The 17,930-nt window shown below is 64.8% G+C and carries 21 protein-coding genes; 9 read left to right on the forward strand and 12 right to left on the reverse strand.

The window, feature by feature from the left end; all coding sequences use genetic code 11:
• The 3 genes from VF649_RS02585 to VF649_RS02595 all read right to left on the reverse strand — a co-directional run.
• A partial coding sequence (locus VF649_RS02585; RefSeq protein WP_331010398.1) for a TadE/TadG family type IV pilus assembly protein occupies window positions 1-444 on the reverse strand: 444 nt, incomplete at its 3' end.
• Window positions 435-1,016: a TadE/TadG family type IV pilus assembly protein gene (locus tag VF649_RS02590; protein ID WP_331010399.1), complete on the reverse strand. Its 582-nt coding sequence runs from the start codon at window positions 1,014-1,016 to the stop codon at window positions 435-437. The genes VF649_RS02590 and VF649_RS02585, both read right to left, overlap by 10 nt.
• On the reverse strand, window positions 1,016-2,755 hold the full coding sequence (locus tag VF649_RS02595; RefSeq protein WP_331010400.1) for a pilus assembly protein: 1,740 nt from the start codon (window positions 2,753-2,755) through the stop codon (window positions 1,016-1,018). Before VF649_RS02595 ends, VF649_RS02590 begins: the two co-directional genes overlap by 1 nt.
• 34 nt (window positions 2,756-2,789) lie before the next feature.
• Between VF649_RS02595 and VF649_RS02600 the strand changes: the two genes are divergently transcribed.
• The gene (locus VF649_RS02600; RefSeq protein ID WP_331010401.1) at window positions 2,790-3,458 is read left to right on the forward strand and encodes a squalene/phytoene synthase family protein; all 669 of its coding nucleotides are present in this window, start codon (window positions 2,790-2,792) and stop codon (window positions 3,456-3,458) included.
• Window positions 3,459-3,479: 21 nt separating this feature from the next.
• Entirely contained in the window at window positions 3,480-3,950 is a 471-nt protein-coding gene (locus VF649_RS02605) for a histidine kinase (RefSeq protein WP_331010402.1), read from the forward strand.
• On the opposite strand, the gene trmFO is transcribed toward VF649_RS02605, so the two are convergent.
• Window positions 3,951-5,261, reverse strand: a complete 1,311-nt coding sequence (trmFO, locus tag VF649_RS02610) for a methylenetetrahydrofolate--tRNA-(uracil(54)-C(5))-methyltransferase (FADH(2)-oxidizing) TrmFO (RefSeq protein ID WP_331010403.1) — start codon at window positions 5,259-5,261, stop codon at window positions 3,951-3,953.
• 84 nt (window positions 5,262-5,345) lie between these two features.
• On the opposite strand from trmFO, the gene VF649_RS02615 reads away from it, so the two are divergent.
• Window positions 5,346-5,705: a DUF952 domain-containing protein gene (locus VF649_RS02615; protein WP_331010404.1), complete on the forward strand. Its 360-nt coding sequence runs from the start codon at window positions 5,346-5,348 to the stop codon at window positions 5,703-5,705.
• On the opposite strand, the gene VF649_RS02620 is transcribed toward VF649_RS02615, so the two are convergent.
• The 4 genes from VF649_RS02620 to yaaA form a co-directional block, all read right to left on the reverse strand.
• Window positions 5,669-5,983, reverse strand: coding sequence for a hypothetical protein (locus VF649_RS02620; protein WP_331010405.1), 315 nt, complete (start codon window positions 5,981-5,983; stop codon window positions 5,669-5,671). The genes VF649_RS02615 and VF649_RS02620 overlap by 37 nt on opposite strands.
• Window positions 5,980-8,706, reverse strand: coding sequence for a DNA gyrase subunit A (gene gyrA / locus VF649_RS02625; protein WP_331010406.1), 2,727 nt, complete (start codon window positions 8,704-8,706; stop codon window positions 5,980-5,982). The genes VF649_RS02620 and gyrA overlap by 4 nt, the downstream gene beginning before the upstream one ends.
• Window positions 8,707-8,803: 97 nt before the next feature.
• On the reverse strand, window positions 8,804-9,502 hold the full coding sequence (locus tag VF649_RS02630; protein ID WP_331010407.1) for an SDR family NAD(P)-dependent oxidoreductase: 699 nt from the start codon (window positions 9,500-9,502) through the stop codon (window positions 8,804-8,806).
• 4 nt (window positions 9,503-9,506) lie between these two features.
• Entirely contained in the window at window positions 9,507-10,268 is a 762-nt protein-coding gene (yaaA, locus tag VF649_RS02635) for a peroxide stress protein YaaA (protein ID WP_331010408.1), read from the reverse strand.
• Between the two features lie 168 nt (window positions 10,269-10,436).
• Between yaaA and VF649_RS02640 the strand changes: the two genes are divergently transcribed.
• Window positions 10,437-11,684 carry a tetratricopeptide repeat protein gene (locus VF649_RS02640; RefSeq protein ID WP_331010409.1) on the forward strand — a complete coding sequence of 416 codons (1,248 nt, stop codon included), beginning with the start codon at window positions 10,437-10,439 and terminating at the stop codon, window positions 11,682-11,684.
• A gap of 106 nt (window positions 11,685-11,790) precedes the next feature.
• Window positions 11,791-12,411 carry a GTP cyclohydrolase I FolE gene (gene folE / locus VF649_RS02645; protein ID WP_331010410.1) on the forward strand — a complete coding sequence of 207 codons (621 nt, stop codon included), beginning with the start codon at window positions 11,791-11,793 and terminating at the stop codon, window positions 12,409-12,411.
• Window positions 12,412-12,535: 124 nt separating this feature from the next.
• On the opposite strand, the gene VF649_RS02650 is transcribed toward folE, so the two are convergent.
• The 4 genes from VF649_RS02650 to rpsF form a co-directional block, all read right to left on the reverse strand.
• Window positions 12,536-13,492, reverse strand: coding sequence for a polysaccharide deacetylase family protein (locus tag VF649_RS02650; RefSeq protein ID WP_331010411.1), 957 nt, complete (start codon window positions 13,490-13,492; stop codon window positions 12,536-12,538).
• Between the two features lie 91 nt (window positions 13,493-13,583).
• On the reverse strand, window positions 13,584-14,180 hold the full coding sequence (gene rplI, locus VF649_RS02655; protein WP_331010412.1) for a 50S ribosomal protein L9: 597 nt from the start codon (window positions 14,178-14,180) through the stop codon (window positions 13,584-13,586).
• Window positions 14,181-14,192: 12 nt separating this feature from the next.
• On the reverse strand, window positions 14,193-14,417 hold the full coding sequence (rpsR, locus tag VF649_RS02660; RefSeq protein ID WP_025292255.1) for a 30S ribosomal protein S18: 225 nt from the start codon (window positions 14,415-14,417) through the stop codon (window positions 14,193-14,195).
• A gap of 16 nt (window positions 14,418-14,433) precedes the next feature.
• Window positions 14,434-14,880 (reverse strand): 30S ribosomal protein S6, encoded by a 447-nt coding sequence (gene rpsF / locus VF649_RS02665; RefSeq protein ID WP_331010413.1) that lies wholly within the window; start codon window positions 14,878-14,880, stop codon window positions 14,434-14,436.
• Window positions 14,881-15,134: 254 nt separating this feature from the next.
• On the opposite strand from rpsF, the gene fabD reads away from it, so the two are divergent.
• The 4 genes from fabD to VF649_RS02685 all read left to right on the forward strand — a co-directional run.
• A complete protein-coding gene (gene fabD / locus VF649_RS02670; RefSeq protein ID WP_331010414.1) occupies window positions 15,135-16,070 on the forward strand; it encodes an ACP S-malonyltransferase in 936 nt (311 codons plus the stop codon).
• Between the two features lie 31 nt (window positions 16,071-16,101).
• A complete protein-coding gene (gene fabG, locus VF649_RS02675) occupies window positions 16,102-16,845 on the forward strand; it encodes a 3-oxoacyl-[acyl-carrier-protein] reductase (RefSeq protein ID WP_331010415.1) in 744 nt (247 codons plus the stop codon).
• Between the two features lie 81 nt (window positions 16,846-16,926).
• The gene (locus VF649_RS02680) at window positions 16,927-17,163 is read left to right on the forward strand and encodes an acyl carrier protein (RefSeq protein WP_331010416.1); all 237 of its coding nucleotides are present in this window, start codon (window positions 16,927-16,929) and stop codon (window positions 17,161-17,163) included.
• Window positions 17,164-17,299: 136 nt separating this feature from the next.
• On the forward strand, window positions 17,300-17,930 hold a 631-nt coding region (locus tag VF649_RS02685; RefSeq protein ID WP_331010417.1), incomplete at its 3' end, for a beta-ketoacyl synthase N-terminal-like domain-containing protein.

Here is a 17,930-nt window from a genome sequence, read left to right on the forward strand (position 1 = left end):
GGGGTTGCCGTAGCTGGACGCGACATTGAGCGCACCGGAACAGCGTTGCCACCGGATCCACTGACGGTACCCGTTGGGGTTGTCCGCAGTGATCGGCCCGACGCCGCCGGCGCCGCTGGTGGTGGTGCGCTGTTCCAGGTCGGACAGGATGATACGCCCGTTGGCGGCAAATCCGATCCCGTTTCCGATCATCTTGGCGCCGGTCATAAGTTCGTTGATGTCTGCCTCGTCGATCGAGGTGCGAACGCGGCCGGCATTGTCGGCGACCGTCATCGCGATTTCCGATATGCGCAGCGTCGCGAGCGCGAAGCGGGCAACCTCCATCCCGCCGAAACCCAGCATCAGCAGCAAAGGGATGCCGACGGCGAATTCGATCATAGCCACCCCGGACCGATCGTGACCGATCCGGTGGATCGGGTGCTGCTTCGGCGCGGTCAACTGCATATCGTCGCCGGTACCTGCCGGCCGGCAAATGGCTGATTCTTCATCATCATGGTCGCGGTAGCGGTGCCGAATTCCTGCCATCCCAACAGGTTGCGCAGCGGAAGCACGGTTCGGAACGTTGCGGTGGCGGTGTAATAGACGATGTCTTCGGACCCGCCGACACCGGACTTGCCGCCTTGCGCATCCCAGCTGCCGTTGCCGTTCAGATCTTCGAAGCAGTCACCGGCATTGTAGGTGCCGATCGGTGCGATGTCCGTGGTGATCTTCTCCGGTTTTCCGACGCGCGAGAAATCGTTGAACGTCTTCTTGTCGATCGTGACCGTGCCGGCGAAGGCCGACATCCGGCCACGGATGAACGTGTCCACGGTATCCGACGTGACGTTGCCGATCGTGACCTGTCGCGCCGCCTGATCCAGCGCGCCTTGCAGAACGGTGGCGACAAGCTGCCGATAGCCCAGGTCCACGAGCCCGAACAGGACGACGAACAACGGTGCCGCGATCAGGGCAAATTCGACCGCCGTGACGCCGCGAGCGTCCCGGCCGATCCGCCGGATGGGGCCACGATGGCGCATCATCGCGTCAACCGCAGCGCGCCGATCGAATGCGCGATTTCCCCGAACTTGGCCGTCAACGCGGCGGAGTTCGCGGATGTGGATGCCTGGCCGGGGCTGGCGCAATTGATCATGCTGTTGTCCAGCGCCTGCGCGAAGGCGACGACCCAGATCGAATAGGATAGCGGCTCTTCCTTTGCGCGGGAGCATAGGAGATCGAAGCGGTTCTTGTGTCGCGCCAGCTGATCCGCCTCATCGGTGCCGCCGGTCACGCGCCGGTCGTACCGTTCCATGCCGTAAGTCGTGTAGAGGCCGTCATAGCCGGTATCGAATGCGCCGTCGGTCATGAAGATGATGTAGCGCTTGACCGGCAAGGCGGCGAAAACGGATGGATTGCTGCTGGCGAAAATGCCCTGCGGCGCGGCCCAGCGTGCGCCCCACATCATGCCATTGTCGTGGTAGGTGCCACCATCGGGCTGGAGGCTGTCAAGATAGGTCGACATCTCGGCATGGGTCCAGACCTTCATCGGCGCCGCTTCGGCCGGACAGGCGACCTGGGGTTTTGATCCGTTCGGCATATATTCGGCCTCGGGCCAATAGGCCTTCCACCGAGATGGATCATCGGTCGGAATGCGGGTGATATCGAGATCATAGGCCGCGCCGGGGATCGCCGTCGCCGTCGATAGCATTGTTGTCGTCTGCCGTTCTTCAATACAGCCTTTCCAGGATGTCATCTGTGACGACTGCGTATTGGATGGTCTTGCGGCATTATTGGTGGACGCACGACCGATGATCGGTGTCATGTCGATGGTGCCGCCCTGAAGATAGGCGGTGGTGTCGACATCATAGCGGCCATAGGTGAAGTATTTGCAGGTTCCGCCCGAGTAGGATCCTGGGATATTGCCGCATTGGTAATCGCTGAGGTCGGTGCGGCTGGCTATGCGTCGCGATTGATAGGGCGTGTTGCCGCTGAGCATATAGCTGGTGTTGACGCCGCGGATGGCCTTGCCGACATTGACGCTGCTGGAATAGGGGACGATCCCGAACCGCAGGCGAAGATTGGCCGCTGTCAGTTGCGCCTGAACCGGTGCCATCTGATCGTAGAAGGCGAGCACCGCCTTGCGCAGCGCCACGATCTTGGTGTCGGTATCGGTCGAAACGGCCTTGTCGGCCATCGATCCGGTGGTATCGAGAACCAGGACGATGTCCGTGTTCGTGAAATCCTGATTGGCATTACAGGTCACCGCCACCGGTATGCTGTTATGCCCCCATAATTTCATGATCGTGGTCGGGATCGTCGTGCTGACGGCGATGGTCACGATCGGGGCGCCGCCGATCGAACTCGTGATATTCAGGGTGAACGGCTGGGTTTGATACGCGCCCTGCGGAAAGTTGAACTGGAAGAATTTCTGGATCTCGGCGCGGACGGGGGCGTCGACGGCGCCATTGCTCATCGCGCGGCGGCCCGCCAGCGAAGCGGCGTCGCAGGCCAGTTGCAACCGGGATTGCGCCAGTTGCGCACGGCCGAGATCGATCGCCGATCCGACCAGCGCGATCAGCGGCATCAACATCAGGGCAGAGAGGATGAGGACATTACCGGAGTCGTTGCGGACGAGTCGACGCAGCGCCGTGACGGTCCGACGTCCAAAGGCGGGTGATGACGAGGAAGAAATGAGCATCACACGACGGTTCCGGCCCGGAGCCAAACGGCACCGGCGCCGGAGTGCGCCAAAAGCCCTAAGATCCGGTTGACGCCCCATGGCCGCGCCGGCGTGGCTTCGCTATTCACGCCCGATGATCGAAGCCGATAGCGTCGTCGATGCCGAGCGCCAGTTGATGCTGGCCTATGTTCCACCGCAGTGGCGGGCCGCGATCGGTACGCTGTGGCAGCTGGATGCGCGATTGGGCGATGTCGTGGCGACGACCAGCGAGCCTGCGGTCGGCGCGATCCGGTTGGCATGGTGGCGCGACGCGCTGCTGCGTCTGGACGAGGCACCAGCACCGGCGGAGCCGCTGTTGCGGGCGGTGGCAGAGAAGGTGCTGCCGCGCGTGGCCGGTGCGACGCTGGCGACCCTGCCCGAAGGCTGGGGCGCGGTGCTGGACGCCGATCCGTCCGACGTGGCGCTGGATAGCTATGGTTTGGACCGGGGTGCGACGCTGTTCGCGGCTGCGGCCGATCTGCTGCACGCGCCGGGGGAGGCGGTGCGGGCGCCCGGCGCAGGCTGGGCGCTGGTCGATCTGGCGCATGGGAGCCGCGACCGCGGGCTGCGGATTGCGGCTCTGGCCGCGGCCGGACGGGCGATGACGGCGTGGGATGGGCGGGTACCACGCGGGTTGCGGCCGTTGGGGATGCTGGGCATGTTGGCGCGGATCGACGTGGCGGCCGGGCCGGATGTTCAGCGGCGGCAGGGGGCGCCGTCGCGGATCGCGCGGATGATGCGGTATCGCATGATCGGCCGCTGAGGGGTTGCGGGGGGGAAGTCGATGGGACGGTTTCTGATCGGTGCGGCGGCAGCGATGCTGTTGATGACCGGAGCGATGTTCTGGTGGAAGAGCGGCGGACGGGCGGCGGACCCGATCCCGGCCCTCGTAGCGCGCGCCGCGGACGACGAACCGGATGTCCCGATCGATACCCCGCCGTCCGCCAGCGCACGCACGCGGGAGGAGAAGCGGTTCGGGCGCTATGACAAGGACAAGGACGGCGGCGTCGCCCGCGCCGAATATCTCGCAAGCCGGCAGCGGGCGTTCGCGAAGCTGGACAGCAATGGCGACGGGCGACTGTCGTTCGATGAATATTCGGTCAAGGCGATCGCGAAGTTCGCGGGCGCCGATGCCGACAGATCCGGCGTGCTGACGCCGGTCGAGTTCGCGACGACGCGCGTGGTGCGCAAGACACCGCCGCGAAAGGCGAAGTGCCCGCCGGCGACGACCGCCGATCGCGACGAGGAGAGTTGATCAGGCCGCCATCCACTCCCGCAACGCATCGCGTGCGCGGGCGGCCATCAGCGGCTTGCGATCCACTTTCTTCGCAACGCCGGCGAGCGGCGGAAACAGCCCGAAATTGACGTTCATCGGCTGGTAGCTGTCCGCCGCGGCGCCGCCGGTGATATGGCCGAGCAGCGCGCCCAGTGCCGTCGTGGCCGGTGGCGCCGCCTGAACCATGTTGGTCAAGTCGGCCGCAGCGAAGCGCCCGGCGAGCAGGCCGATCGCGGCGGATTCGATATAGCCTTCGCACCCGGTAATCTGTCCGGCGAAGCGGATATGCGGCGCACTTTTCAGGCGGAGCGTCGCGTCCAGCAGCTTGGGCGCCTGGAGAAAGGTGTTGCGATGCAGCCCGCCGAGTCGGGCAAATTCGGCATTTTGCAGGCCGGGAATGGTTCGGAACAGCCGGACCTGTTCGGCATGTTTGAGCTTGGTCTGAAATCCGACGATGTTCCAGAGCGTGCCGAGCGCATTGTCCTGCCGAAGCTGGACGACGGCATAGGGCCAGCGGCCCGTGCGCGGGTCATCCAGACCGACCGGCTTCATCGGGCCATAGCGGAGTGTGTCGGTGCCGCGTTCGGCCATCACCTCGATCGGCATGCACCCGTCGAAATAGGGGGTGTTCTTCTCCCACTCCTTGAACTCACCTTTTTCGCCGGCAATCAGCCCGGCGTGGAAGGCGAGATATTCGTCCTTGTTCATGGCGCAGTTGATGTAATCCTTGCCATCGCCCTTGTTCCAGCGGGACTGGAACCAGCAGGTTTCCATGTCGATGCTGTCGAAATGCACGATTGGGGCGATCGCATCGAAGAAGGCAAGCGCGTCCTCGCCGGTTTCCTGCGCGATCGCCGCGGCCAGCGGAGCCGCGGTGAGCGGACCGGTGGCGATGATCGCCGGACCGTCCGGAAGGGTGTCGACACGTTCGCGAACCAGATCGATCCGGGGATGCGCCTGGATCGCGGCGGTGACGCCGGCCGCGAAGGCTTCGCGATCAACCGCCAGCGCGGAACCGGCGGGGACCTTGTGAATGTCCGCCTGTTGCATGATCAGCGAGCCCAGCGCGCGGAGTTCCGCATGAAGCAGGCCGACGGCATTGCGTTCGGGATCGTCCGAACGAAAACTGTTGGAGCAGACGAGTTCGGCAAGATCGTCGCTGTGATGCGCGGGCGTGCCCTCCACCCCCCGCATTTCCGAAAGACGGACGTGGATGCCAGCTTCGGCTAACTGCCAAGCGGCTTCGGACCCGGCCAGGCCACCGCCGATGATGTGAATCTGATGAGACATGACGTTGCTCCTAGCCCGGCACTGTCGCAAAGGCGATGGCGATCAACGGACCGCGCGCGGCCGGAACGAAGAGGGAGACGAGCCATGGGTGATGCGGTCTACAAGGTCATGACCGCCGAGGTGGCCACGACGTTTCGCGAAACCGGCCACTTTGCGGGCGCCGAGATCGATATTGCCGACGGGTATATCCATTTTTCGACGGCGGATCAGACCGCTGCGACCTTGGCCAAGCACTTCGCAGGGCGAGACGGCCTGGTGCTGGTGACAATCGACCCCGATCAGCTGCCCGAACCGCTGCGCTGGGAACCCGCGCGGGGCGGGCAGTTGTTCCCGCATCTTTATACCGGATTGCCCTGGACGGCGGTGACCGCGGTCGATCCGTTGCCGCTGGATGCCGACGGACGGCATCAGTTGCCGGGCGCGGTCTCCGGAACGGTCGTATAGCAGCGATTGTCGATCCGGAGTTTGCCGAGATCGCATACGCGCGTATCGCGGAACGTGCAGACCTTCCACCGCGTGCCGTCCTTCGCCGGCCGGGTGGCGGGGGTGCCGCCGAGATTTTCGCACTGACCTTCCGGCGTCACGATCACGGCCTGAACATTGTCGGGCTGAAACGGATCGCAGGCGGCAAGCAGGAGGAGGGCGGCAAGCGCGCCCGTCCTGACAGGTCGAACGCGCGCGCGGGCGTTGCCGCCGATCTGGAGGGAGGGGACCCCCGTCATGCTTCGTCCGTGCCCGTGCCGTCAGGATCGACCGCCGTCGTGAAATCGGCTTCGACGCCAGGCACCGTTTCGGCTTCGCTTTCGCTTTCCTCGATCCGTGCGGCCGCGACGACATGTTCGCCGGTCGACACGTCGAACAGTTTCACACCGGCCGAATTGCGGCCGATGACGCGGGTATCGCCGACCGTCATGCGGATCAGCTTCGCCTGATCCGTCACCAGCATCAGCTGTTCACCGGAATGGGCGGGGAAGCTGGCCACGACCGGGCCGTTGCGCGCCAGATTGTCGATATTGGTGATCCCCTGTCCGCCGCGGTTGGTGCGGCGATATTCATAGGCGGAACTGCGCTTGCCATAGCCATTGGCGCAAACCGTCAGGATGAACTCCTCCGCTTCCGCAAATTCGGTCATGCGTTCGGGCGACAGCGTCGGTTCGCTGCCATTCTCCTTCCACGGCGCGGCGCGCAGATAGGCATCGCGTTCCTCCGTCGAGGCGTCGAACCCGCGCAGGATCGACAGCGAGATCACGGCATCGCCGTCCTTCAGCGCAATGCCGCGAACGCCGGTGGAGGTGCGGCTCTGGAATTCGCGGACGTCGGTGCTGGCGAAGCGAATGGCGCGCCCGGCGCGGGTGGCGAGCAGCACATCATCGGATTCGGTAAGCAACGCCACGCCGATCAGATGATCGGTCGCATCTTCGTCAAACCGCATGGCGAACTTGCCGTTGGTCGGAACATTGGCGAACGCATCCATCGCGTTGCGGCGGATGCCGCCATGCGCCGTCGCAAAAACGACATGCAGCTTCGCCCATTCCGCCTCATCCTCCGGCAGCGGCAGCACCGAGGTGATCGTCTCGCCCGTGGCAAGCGGCAGCAGGTTGATCATCGGGCGGCCACGCGCCTGCGGCGCCCCTTCGGGAAGGCGCCAGACCTTCTTGCGATACACCTTGCCATGGCTGGAGAAGAACAGGACCGGCGTGTGGGTGGAGGTGACGAACAACCGGGTCACGGCGTCCTCGTCCTTCGTCGCCATGCCGGATCGGCCCTTGCCGCCGCGCGCCTGTGTCCGGAACGCGTCGAGCGGGGTGCGCTTGATATAGCCGCCGAGCGTGACGGTGACGACCATGTCCTCGCGCTCGATCAGGTCCTCGTCGTCGATATCGTCGCCGGCCGGCGCGATCAGCGTCTTGCGCGGCGTGGCGAACGCGGCGCTGATCTGGTCCAGTTCGCCCTCCAGCACCTCATAGAGTTTCGCGCGGTCACCGAGGATGGCGAGCAGTTCGCCGATCGAATCGGCCAGCTTCTGCAACTCGTCGCCGATTTCGTCGCGTCCGAGCGCCGTGAGGCGGTGCAGGCGCAGATCGAGAATGGCGCGAACCTGAATGTCGGACAGCTTGTAGGTGTCGCCCTCGATCTCGGCCTCGACCGCCTCGACCAGGCGGATATAGCTGGCGATTTCCGCGATCGGCCATTCGCGCTGGCTGAGCCGGACCCGCGCCTCCGCCGGGCTGGAGGAACCACGGATGATCCTCACCACCTCGTCCAGGTTCGTGACCGCGACCACCAGCCCCAGCAAGATGTGCGCCCGCTCGCGCGCCTTGAGCAGTTCATATTTGGAGCGGCGGGTGATGACATGTTCGCGGAAGCGGACGAACGCCTCGATGATGTCGCGCAGGTTGAGCAGTTCCGGTCGGCCGCCGCGGATCGCGAGCATGTTGGCCGGGAAAGAGGATTGCGCCGGCGTGTGGCGCCAGAGCTGGTTGAGGACGACGTCGGGCGTGGCGTCGCGTTTGAGTTCGATGACGATCCGGACGCCTTCGCGGTTCGATTCGTCGCGGATGTCGCTGACACCCTCGATCCGCTTCTCCTTTGCGGCCTCCGCGATCGACTCGACCAGGCGGTTCTTGCCGACCTGATACGGGATCGCGGTCAGGACGATCGCGCGTTTTTCGCCGCGGCTTTCCTCCACGATCCAGGACGAGCGCATGATGATCGACCCGCGCCCGGTGGTGTAGGCGTTGCGCGCGCCGCCGGTGCCAAGGATCGTCGCGCCGGTCGGGAAGTCCGGACCGGGCACGATTTCGTGAAGTTGTTCGGACGTGATGCCGCCATCGGCGATATACGCCTTGCAGGCGGCGATGACCTCGCCAAGGTTGTGCGGGGGGATGTTGGTGGCCATGCCGACCGCGATCCCGCCGGCACCGTTGACCAGCAGGTTCGGAAAACGCGCGGGAAGGACGGTGGGTTCGTCCCGCGACCCGTCATAATTGGGCTGGAAGTCGACCGTGTCCTTCTCGATATCTTCCAGCAGGGTCATCGCGACCTTCGCCAGCCGGGCCTCGGTATAGCGCATCGACGCGGGCGGATCGGGATCCATCGACCCGAAATTGCCCTGCCCGTCGATCAGCGGCACCCGCATCGACCAGTCCTGCGCCAGCCGTGCCAGCGCGTCGTAGATCGAACTGTCACCGTGCGGATGGTAATTGCCCATCACGTCGCCGACGATCTTCGCGGACTTGCGATAGGGCTTTCCGGGGACGAACCCGCCTTCCTGGCACGCATAGAGGACGCGGCGGTGGACTGGTTTCAATCCGTCGCGCACGTCGGGCAGCGCGCGGCTGACGATCACCGACATCGCATAGTCGAGATAGCTCGACTTCATTTCATCGACGATGGAAACCGGGGAAATGTCGCTATTCTGTGCGATCGGCGGCGTGCTGGCCAAGTCAGTTTCCGTGGGTTGTGAGCGGGAGCATCCGGTACGTCCGGAACGCCCGTTTCTCTAGACGAAACGCCGCCGTAACACCACCCCGCATACCGCTTTAGGGGGCGACGGTCTGCCCGTCCCAGGCAAGGACATTGCCGCTGTCCGCCGGCGTCAGCGCGGCGATCACGCGCAGCAGATTGGCGGCGGCATCCGCAGGCGCGGTCAACTGCCCCTCCGCCAGATTCCTGCGGAACGGCAGGCTGAGCCCGGTTTCCACCGTGCCGGGGTGAAGCGCGACGCAGATCGCACCCGGTGCGCGGCGGGTGGTTTCGATCGCCAGGTTCCGGATGAGCATCGCCAGCGCCGCCTTCGCCATCCGGTATCCGGTCCAGCCGCCGAGCCGGTTGTCGCCGATGCTGCCGACGCGCGCACCCAGTGCGGCGAATACAGATCGACCATCGCGGGGGAGCAAGGGCAGGAAATGCTTGGCGACCAGCGCGGGTCCGATCGCGTTGACCGCATAGCTGCGCGCCAACCGGTCCGTGTCCAGATCGCGCAGCGACCGTTCAGGCATGATGCCCGGTTCGTGGAGCATCCCGGTCGCGACGATGACCAGGCGCGGCGGCGGTCCATCCGCCACCCGCGCCGCCGCGGCCGCGACCGATGCTTCGTCAAGGATATCGATCGGGTTCCCGTTGCCACGCGCGAACGCATGCACGCGGGTGCCATCCGCTTCCAGTGCGGCGACCAGCGCCGCGCCGATCCCGCCGGTAGCGCCGATGACGATGGCGGTTTCCCCGGAAGCGATCACCATGCGATCACCGGGCGCGGACGAAGCGGAGGGTCGCTTCGTCCGATCCGTCGGCGGTATAGGCATAGCCGTCGCTATCGAACGCTCTCAGCCCCGCGACATCCGTGATGCGATGTTCGCAGATGTAGCGCGCCATCATGCCGCGCGCGCGCTTGGCGGCGAAGCTGTTGAAGCGGAGTCCGTTCGGACCATCGTCGCGAAAATCGATGGTCAGAATGGTGGCGCCGGCGGGCGGAGTGGGGGCAACCGCCTGCCAATATTCCTGGCTGGCAAGATTGACGAGGATGCCCGACCCCTCCTTGTGCAGGTCATGCGCGAGCAGGTCGGCGATCCGCGCGCCCCAATGCGCATAGATGTCCTTCGTGCGACCGGGCGCCCAGCGGGTGCCCATTTCCAGGCGATAGGGACGAATCGCATCCAGTGGGCGCAGCAGGCCGTAGAGACCCGACAGGATGCGCAGATGATCCTGTGCATAATCGATCGCCTCCGGTTCGAGCGAGCGCGCCTCGAACCCGGTATAGACGTCGCCGGCGAAGGCGTAGATGGCCGGCCGCTCGGGTTGGTCGACAAAGCCGCGGTAGCGATCGACGTTGAGCGCAGCCAGCTTGTCGGAAATGTGCATCAGCGTGGCGAGTTTCGGCTTGGTGAGCTTTGCCGCCGCCTTCGCCAATGCCTCGGCTTCCGCCGCGAAGCGCGGGACGGTCGCGTGGACGGGTGGGAGCGGCGACAGATAATCGAGTGACTTTGCGGGGGAGACGATGGCGATCATGCGCATGGCCTAGCCGATTGCAGGCGCCATGGCCAAGACGGCGGTTCAATCCGTGTTCAGCGCGACACGGGCAGCAAGATCGGCGCCATGGCTTGTGCCGCCGCCGGGGTGACATTAGCTATGATCGGGATCAAGACGGGGCCTCAAGCGCCGTCCGAAGGAGGCTGTATGGCGTTGAAGCATTTTTCCACGACTGCGATGGGTATCGCGCTGGCAATGGGCGGCGCGGCGGTGATGGTCCAGCCGGCGAACGCCGCCAAGAAGGAAGCGGCGCCCGCCGGCCCGAAGCTGAGCAAGGAAGTGCGCGATCCGCTGGCCGCGGCACAGACCGCGATCCAGGCGGGCGATGCCACGACGGGGGCCGCCAAGGTCGCCGAGGCGAACGCCGCCGCCAAGACCGATGAAGAGAAATACTTCGTCGCCGCCGTGATGCTGGACCTGTCGAAGATCGACAAGAACCCCGCGACGCAGGCCGCGGCCATTGATGCGTTGATCGCGAGCAATCGTGCGCCTGCCGACCAGCTTCCCACCCTGTATCTGGCGAGCGGGCAGACCGCGTATCAGGCGAAGAATTACGCCAAGGCGGAGCAGATGCTCAGCAAGGCGATCGAACTGAAGACCAACAATAGCGACGCCTACGCCTTGCTGGTCGAGGCGCAGGCACGCCAGAACAAGACGCCGCAGGCGCTGCAGACGCTGCAGACCGCGATCGACAAGCAGCGCGCCGCCGGCACGAAGGTGCCGAGCGACTGGTATGGCCGCGGCATCAACATGGCATATACCGCCAAAATGCCACAGCAGACGGCGGCGCTGACGCAGGCGTGGGTCAAGGATTATCCGACGCCGAGCAATTGGCGCGACTCGCTGGTCACCTATCGGGAACTGAACCCGATGGACGCGGACGGGCAACTGGATCTGATGCGGTTGCAGCGGGTTGCCGGCGCGTTGAAGGGCCAGGGTGACTATATGGAATATGTCCTGGCGACATATCTCCGCTATCCGGGTGAAGCCAAGGCGGTGCTGGACGAAGGCACTCGCGCGGGCGTCATCAACCTGGCCAAGGGCGGCAACGCGGCCGAACTCAGCGGTATTGTGTCCGGCAAGGTCGCGGCCGACAAGGCATCGCTGGGCGCTGCCGCGACCGCGGCGAAGGGGCCGAAGGGCACCGGCAAGACCGCCGTTTCGACGGGCGACGCCTATCTCGGCTATGGCGACTGGGCGAATGCGGCGGAAATGTACAAGCTGGCGCTGACCAAGGGCGGCGTCGATGCCGGCCTGGTCAACACCCGATTGGGCATGGCGCTGGCGAAGGCGGGGCAGAAGGATGCTGCCAAGCAGGCCTTCGCCCAGGTGACGACCGGCCCGCGCGCGGGCCTGGCGCAATATTGGATGATCTGGATGGATCAGCAGGCCTGATCGTCCACCGGATCCGGAACACATAAAGGGGCGGCGGAGCGCGGGCTCCGTCGCCCTTTTTGACATGCGGGGGCGACCATGGTCGTCGGGGCGAGGAGAGAGCAGGGTGACACAGGGCGATACAGGCGCGGACACAGGCGACATCATCGCCCCACCCGCAAAGACTCCGGTGCCGGACGAGGTGCAGGACGCGATCCGCACGTTGATCCGCTGGGCCGGCGACGACCCGCGGCGCGAGGGATTGCTCGACACGCCGTCGCGGGTGGCGCGGGCGTGGAAGGAATATTGCCACGGCTATACCGAAGACCCGCGTGTCCACCTGTCGCGCGTGTTCGAGGAGGTCGGCGGGTATGACGAGATCGTGCTGCTGAAGGATATTCCGTTCCAGTCGCACTGCGAGCATCATATGGCGCCGATCATCGGCAAGGCGCATATCGCCTATCTGCCGCGCGATCATGTCGTGGGCATATCGAAACTCGCGCGGGTGCTGCACGGCTTTGCCCGCAGGTTGCAGATCCAGGAACGACTGACGGCGGAAGTTGCGGATTGCATCTGGGAATCGCTGAAGCCCAAGGGCGTGGCGGTCGTGATCGAAGCCAGCCACGCCTGCATGACCGCGCGCGGCGTCCGCACGCCTGGCGTCGGCATGGTCACCAGTCGCATGATGGGCACGTTCCGCCAGGACGAACGCAGCCGCCGCGAGGTGCTGGCGCTGATGGGGTGTTGAGGGATCGGCGCTGATCCTGGCCGATGGTGAGAAGCGGTTCGGCAGGTGGTGTTCAGGAGCGGGCCGAGCCTTGGAGGAATTGCGCGCAGGCCGGTTTTCAGGCGGTGCGCGCGGCACTGTCTTGTCAGAGGCCCGCAGCATCCATCTTCGGTGCCTCATAGTCGCCGTCCTCACCGGGATAGCGCAACGGCGTACCGAAACGGCCATCGGCTCTTGCCAGCGACCAAAGCAGGCTTTGCCCGGCCGGTAGTGTATCGGGTTCCAGAGCAAATGGGGAAGAGGCAAATGCAGCGTGCGCATCGATCAGCCGCCAGCCACGCGCACGGAACATCGCGAGCAGATCGTCAAGGAACAAGGTCAGGCGATGGTGGAGCAGGATCGTGTGATCGATCGAATGCCCGAAAAGCGACTGCGCCACACCATCGTAGAAGCAGGCGCCCCAGATATGGTCCAGATAAAATCGCTTGTAGGCGACGACCGACGCCCTTGGATCAGCCTTCAGACGAGCTTTGAGCCGGTTATCAATATACCAGTCCGACGTGTCGATCGTTACATAAGCGTTTGCATATCCATGCTGTTTCAGAAGTGCGCGCATCCGGTCGCAGCCGGCGGCGTCATTGCCTTCCGCGAGACCAGGAAAGCGGAATAGTTTTCGAAAACCCGGACCGGATGACAGTAATTGCTCACACCGTGCAATGTCAGCCATCAACCCGTCGGGATTCTCGCCACTGAAATAGCGATGAGAAAAACTGTGGTTGCCAAGCATGTGGCCGTGATTTGACCATGCCGAGAGCATGGGCAGGCTGAGCCTGTCGTCGATATATTTTCCTGCCACGAACCCCGCCGCTTTGATCTTGTGGCGTTTCAGCGTTGCGCGGATGGCTGCATCGCGGTCCTGACCGCTCATCAGCATGGCATTCGACAGATCGAAGTCGTCGATGGTGATAGCGATGCCGGGAGCACGCCGGCTTCGTGCCGCCCCGTGTGTTGCAGGGGCGCCGGCAAGACCCAGCGCGGCAAAGCCCGCGAGCCTGGATCGGCGATGACGCAGGCCATGTGCTGGCGCGCGATGATCGTCCACGGTGAACGATGCAAATGCAGCGGTTCAGACCATAAGAAAAAAGCCGCCCAGATCGCTCCGGGCGGCTTTTCTGGTCCGACGGTCGAAAGCCTCAGCCTTCGTTCGCGGTCTCGTCTTCCGGCGCGTCGACGGCGATTTCGCCGGGTTCCGCGTTCGGATCATAGTCCTCGGTGAAGCCGGCTTCGTCGCGTTCGAACATCGACGACATCACGTCGACGCCCTGCGCCTGCAGTTCGGCTTCCTCCGGCGAACGGGCGACGTTGACCTTGATCGTCACCGACACTTCCGGATGAAGCGCGATGCGAACCGTCGACAGCCCGATCGTCTTGATCGGCTTGTCGAGGACGATCTGGTTCTTGGTCACCTTGTCGCCGTCGGCTTCGAACGCCTCGACCAGATCGCGGGTCGAAACCGAGCCATAGAGCTGGCCTGTGTTCGATGCCTGCCGGATCAGCGTGATGGTCTTGCCGTCGATGCCCTTGGCATCTTCGGCCGCCACATCGCGACGCTTGACGTTTTCGGCTTCGATATTGGCGCGGTTCGCCTCGAAGACCTTCTTGTTGGCCGCATTGGCGCGCAGCGCCTTCTTGCGGGGGAGCAGGAAATTACGCGCGAAACCATTCTTCACGGTGACGACGTCACCGATCTGGCCCAGCTTTTCAACGCGTTCGAGCAGGATCACATCCATTGCGGCAGCTCCTTACTTAACGATGTACGGAAGCAGCCCGATGTGACGGGCGCGCTTGATCGCCTGGGCGAGTTCGCGCTGCTTCTTTGCGGAAACCGCGGTGATGCGGCTGGGGACGATCTTGCCACGTTCGGACACGAAGCCCTGGAGCAACCGGACGTCCTTATAGTCGATCCGGGGCGCGTCCTTCGCGGAGAAGGGGCAGCTCTTGCGGCGGCGGAAAAATGGGCGTGCCATCTGTTTCTAGCTCCTGTCAGGCCGCGTCGCGGTCGTCGCGGGGGCCACGATCGGGGCGATCGCCACGATCCTGGCGGGGCCCGCGCTCGCTGCGCTCACCCCGTTCGCCACCACGGCCACCCCGATCGCGCTCGCTGCGCTCGTTCCGGCGCATCATCGCGGACGGGCCGGATTCATGCGCGTCGACGCGGATGGTCATGTAGCGGATGATGTCTTCGTTGATGCCGGTCTGGCGCTCCAGCTCGGCGACGACGCCGGTCGGTGCGTCGATTTCCAGCATGACATAATGCGCCTTGCGGTTCTTCGCGATCCGATAGGCGAGCCCGCGCAGGCCCCAGGTTTCGGTCTTGACGACCCGGCCCTTGCCTTCTTCGACGATCTTCGTAGCGGTTTCTGCAAGCGCGTCGACCTGGGCTTGTGCCAGATCCTGACGCGCGAGGAACACGTGCTCATACAGAGCCATGCCTTCACGTCCTTACACTTTGGCCGATCGCTGACGCCGCCCCATGCGAACGCCCCTCCGGCTTTCTTCAATACACCATGGAGCAGCGGGACGGGCCCGACGCCTTCTGATGCAGGGTCCATGATGGAAACACCGGCAAAAGGCAAGCGGGTTGCGTGCCGTGCCGTGCTTGCCTAGTCCGCTGGCGTGCGGTCCGGGCGTCGATAGCGTTCGGGCAGAGACGGTCCATGATGGTTTCCGAAAGTGAGCGGACGATGCGTGCTTTTCTTTTCCCCGGACAAGGCAGCCAGGCGGTCGGCATGGGACAGGCGCTGTCCGCCGCCAGCCCGGTCGCGCGCGAGACGTTCCAGGAAGTGGACGATGCGTTGAAGCAGGCGCTGTCGAAGCTGATGGCGAACGGGCCGGAAGCCGACCTGACCCTGACGGAAAATGCGCAGCCGGCGATCATGGCCAACGCGCTGGCGACGTTGCGCGTGCTGGAACGCGAGGGCGGTGTGCGGCTGGCGGACAAGGCCGACTATGTCGCGGGTCATTCGCTGGGCGAATATAGTGCCTTGTGCGCGGCGGAGGCGCTCGACCTGCCGACGACCGCGCGGCTGTTGAAGCTGCGGGGGCGGGCGATGCAGGCGGCGGTGCCGGTCGGCATGGGCGCGATGGCGGCGTTGCTGGGCCTGGATTTCGATGCGGCCAAGGCCGTGGTCGCGGAGGCGGCACAAGGCGAGGTGTGCGAAGCGGCGAACGACAATGGCGGCGGCCAGGTGGTGGTATCCGGTCATGTCGCCGCGGTGGAGCGTGCGATGGAGATCGCCAAGAGCAAGGGTGCCAAGCGTGCGCTGCTGCTGCCGGTATCGGCGCCGTTCCACTGCGCATTGATGGCGCCGGCGGCGGCGGCGATGGAGGCGGCGCTAGCCGATGTCGTGCTGCGTGCGCCGTTGCTGCCGGTCTATACCAATGTCACTGCGGGGCCGGTCGCCGATCCCGACACGATCCGCCGGTTGCTGGTCGAGCAGGTGACGGGCACGGTGCGCTGGCGCGAAAGCGTGGCGGCGATGTTCGCGGCGGGCGTGACCGAGTTCGTCGAATTCGGCGGCAAGGTGCTGACCCCGATGGTCAAGCGCATCGCGCCCGAGGCGAAAGCGGTGAGCGTGACGACGATGTCCGATATCGAGGCGTTTGCAGCGACGCTGTGAACGCGGTTCCGGGTTGGGAGAAGGAAGAAACATGTTCGATCTGAGCGGAATGACTGCGCTGGTCACCGGAGCGTCGGGCGGGATCGGGTCCGCGATCGCGACGGCGCTGGCGGAGCAGGGCGCCGTGCTGGCGGTATCGGGATCCAATCAGGCCAAGCTGGACGCGTTTCTGGCGACCCTGCCGGGCGAGGGCCATATCGCGGTGCCGTGCGACCTGTCCGATCCGCAGGCCGTCGACGCGCTGGTGCCGCAGGTGGTGGCGGCATTGGGTGGGCGGCTGGACATCCTGGTCAACAATGCCGGCGTGACGCGCGACAATCTGGCGATGCGGATGAAGGACGAGGAATGGAGCCAGGTTCTGTCCGTCAACCTGGAAGCGGCGTTCCGCCTGATCCGCGCGGCGGCCAGGCCGATGATGAAGCAACGGTTCGGGCGGGTCGTTTCGATCACCTCCATCGTCGGCACCACCGGCAATCCCGGGCAGGCCAATTATGCGGCGTCCAAGGCCGGGCTGGTCGGCATGTCAAAGGCGCTGGCGCAGGAATTGGCGAGCCGGTCGATCACCGTGAACTGCGTCGCGCCCGGGTTTATCGCCAGTGCGATGACCGATGCCCTGCCCGATGCGCAGAAGAGCGCGCTGACGGCCAAGATCCCGGCGGGAAAGCTGGGCGCAGGCAACGATATCGCCGCGGCGGTCGTTTATCTGGCGAGCCGCGAGGCGGGTTATGTCACCGGGCAGACCTTGCACGTCAATGGCGGAATGGCGATGATCTGACCGCACCCAGCGCTTGCAAGCGCTGGGTGCGGCGGTTAGGGCGAATGCAAATCACAAGGTTCGTAAGGAAGGTACAAGATCATGAGCGACACCGCCGAGCGCGTGAAGAAGATCGTTGTCGAGCATCTGGGCGTTGAAGCCGAGAAGGTCACCGAGGACGCCAGCTTCATCGACGATCTGGGTGCAGACAGCCTCGACATCGTCGAGCTGGTGATGGCGTTCGAAGAGGAATTCGGTGTCGAGATTCCCGACGATGCAGCCGAGAAGATCGGCACCGTCAAGGATGCGATCACCTATATCGACAGCAACCAGGCCTGATCCGTTACCGGGGCATGTCCCCCACACGATGATGCCGAACGCGGCCTCCCGCCCCGGGTGACTTTGGGCCGGGGGGCCGTTTTGGTATCTGGCTGCCGCACTTTGAACCAACAGAATGATGGATTGGGAGAATGCCATGCGTCGCGTGGTCGTAACCGGGCTGGGACTCGTGACGCCGCTGGGTGCCGAGGTGGAAACCGTCTGGGCCAACATCCTGGCCGGGAAATCCGGCGCGGGGCCGATCACGCGATTCGACGCGTCGGACCAGGCGTGCCGGATCGCCTGTGAGGTGAAGCCCGCCGATCATGAATATGGGTTCGACCCGAACAAGCGCGTCGACCACAAGGTCCAGCGCCAGGTCGATCCGTTCATCATCTATGGCATCGACGCCGCGGGACAGGCGCTGGAAGATGCCGGGCTGACCGAGATGAGCGAAGCCGAAAGCTACCGCGCCGGGCTGTCGATCGGCTCCGGCATCGGCGGTCTGCCGGGGATCGAGAGCGAGTCGCTGGTGCTGGCGAACAAGGGGCCCCGCCGTGTGTCGCCGCATTTCGTGCATGGTCGGCTGATCAACCTGATCTCGGGTCAGGTTTCCATCAAATATGGCCTGCGCGGGCCGAACCATGCGGTCGTCACCGCTTGTTCCACCGGCGCGCATTCGATCGGCGACGCCGCGCGGATGATCGCGATGGAAGATGCCGACGTCATGTTGGCGGGCGGCTCGGAATGCACGGTCTGCCCGATCGGTATTGCCGGGTTCGCGGCCG

Source organism: Sphingomonas sp. (assembly GCF_036387535.1).
GTDB lineage: Bacteria > Pseudomonadota > Alphaproteobacteria > Sphingomonadales > Sphingomonadaceae > Sphingomonas_R.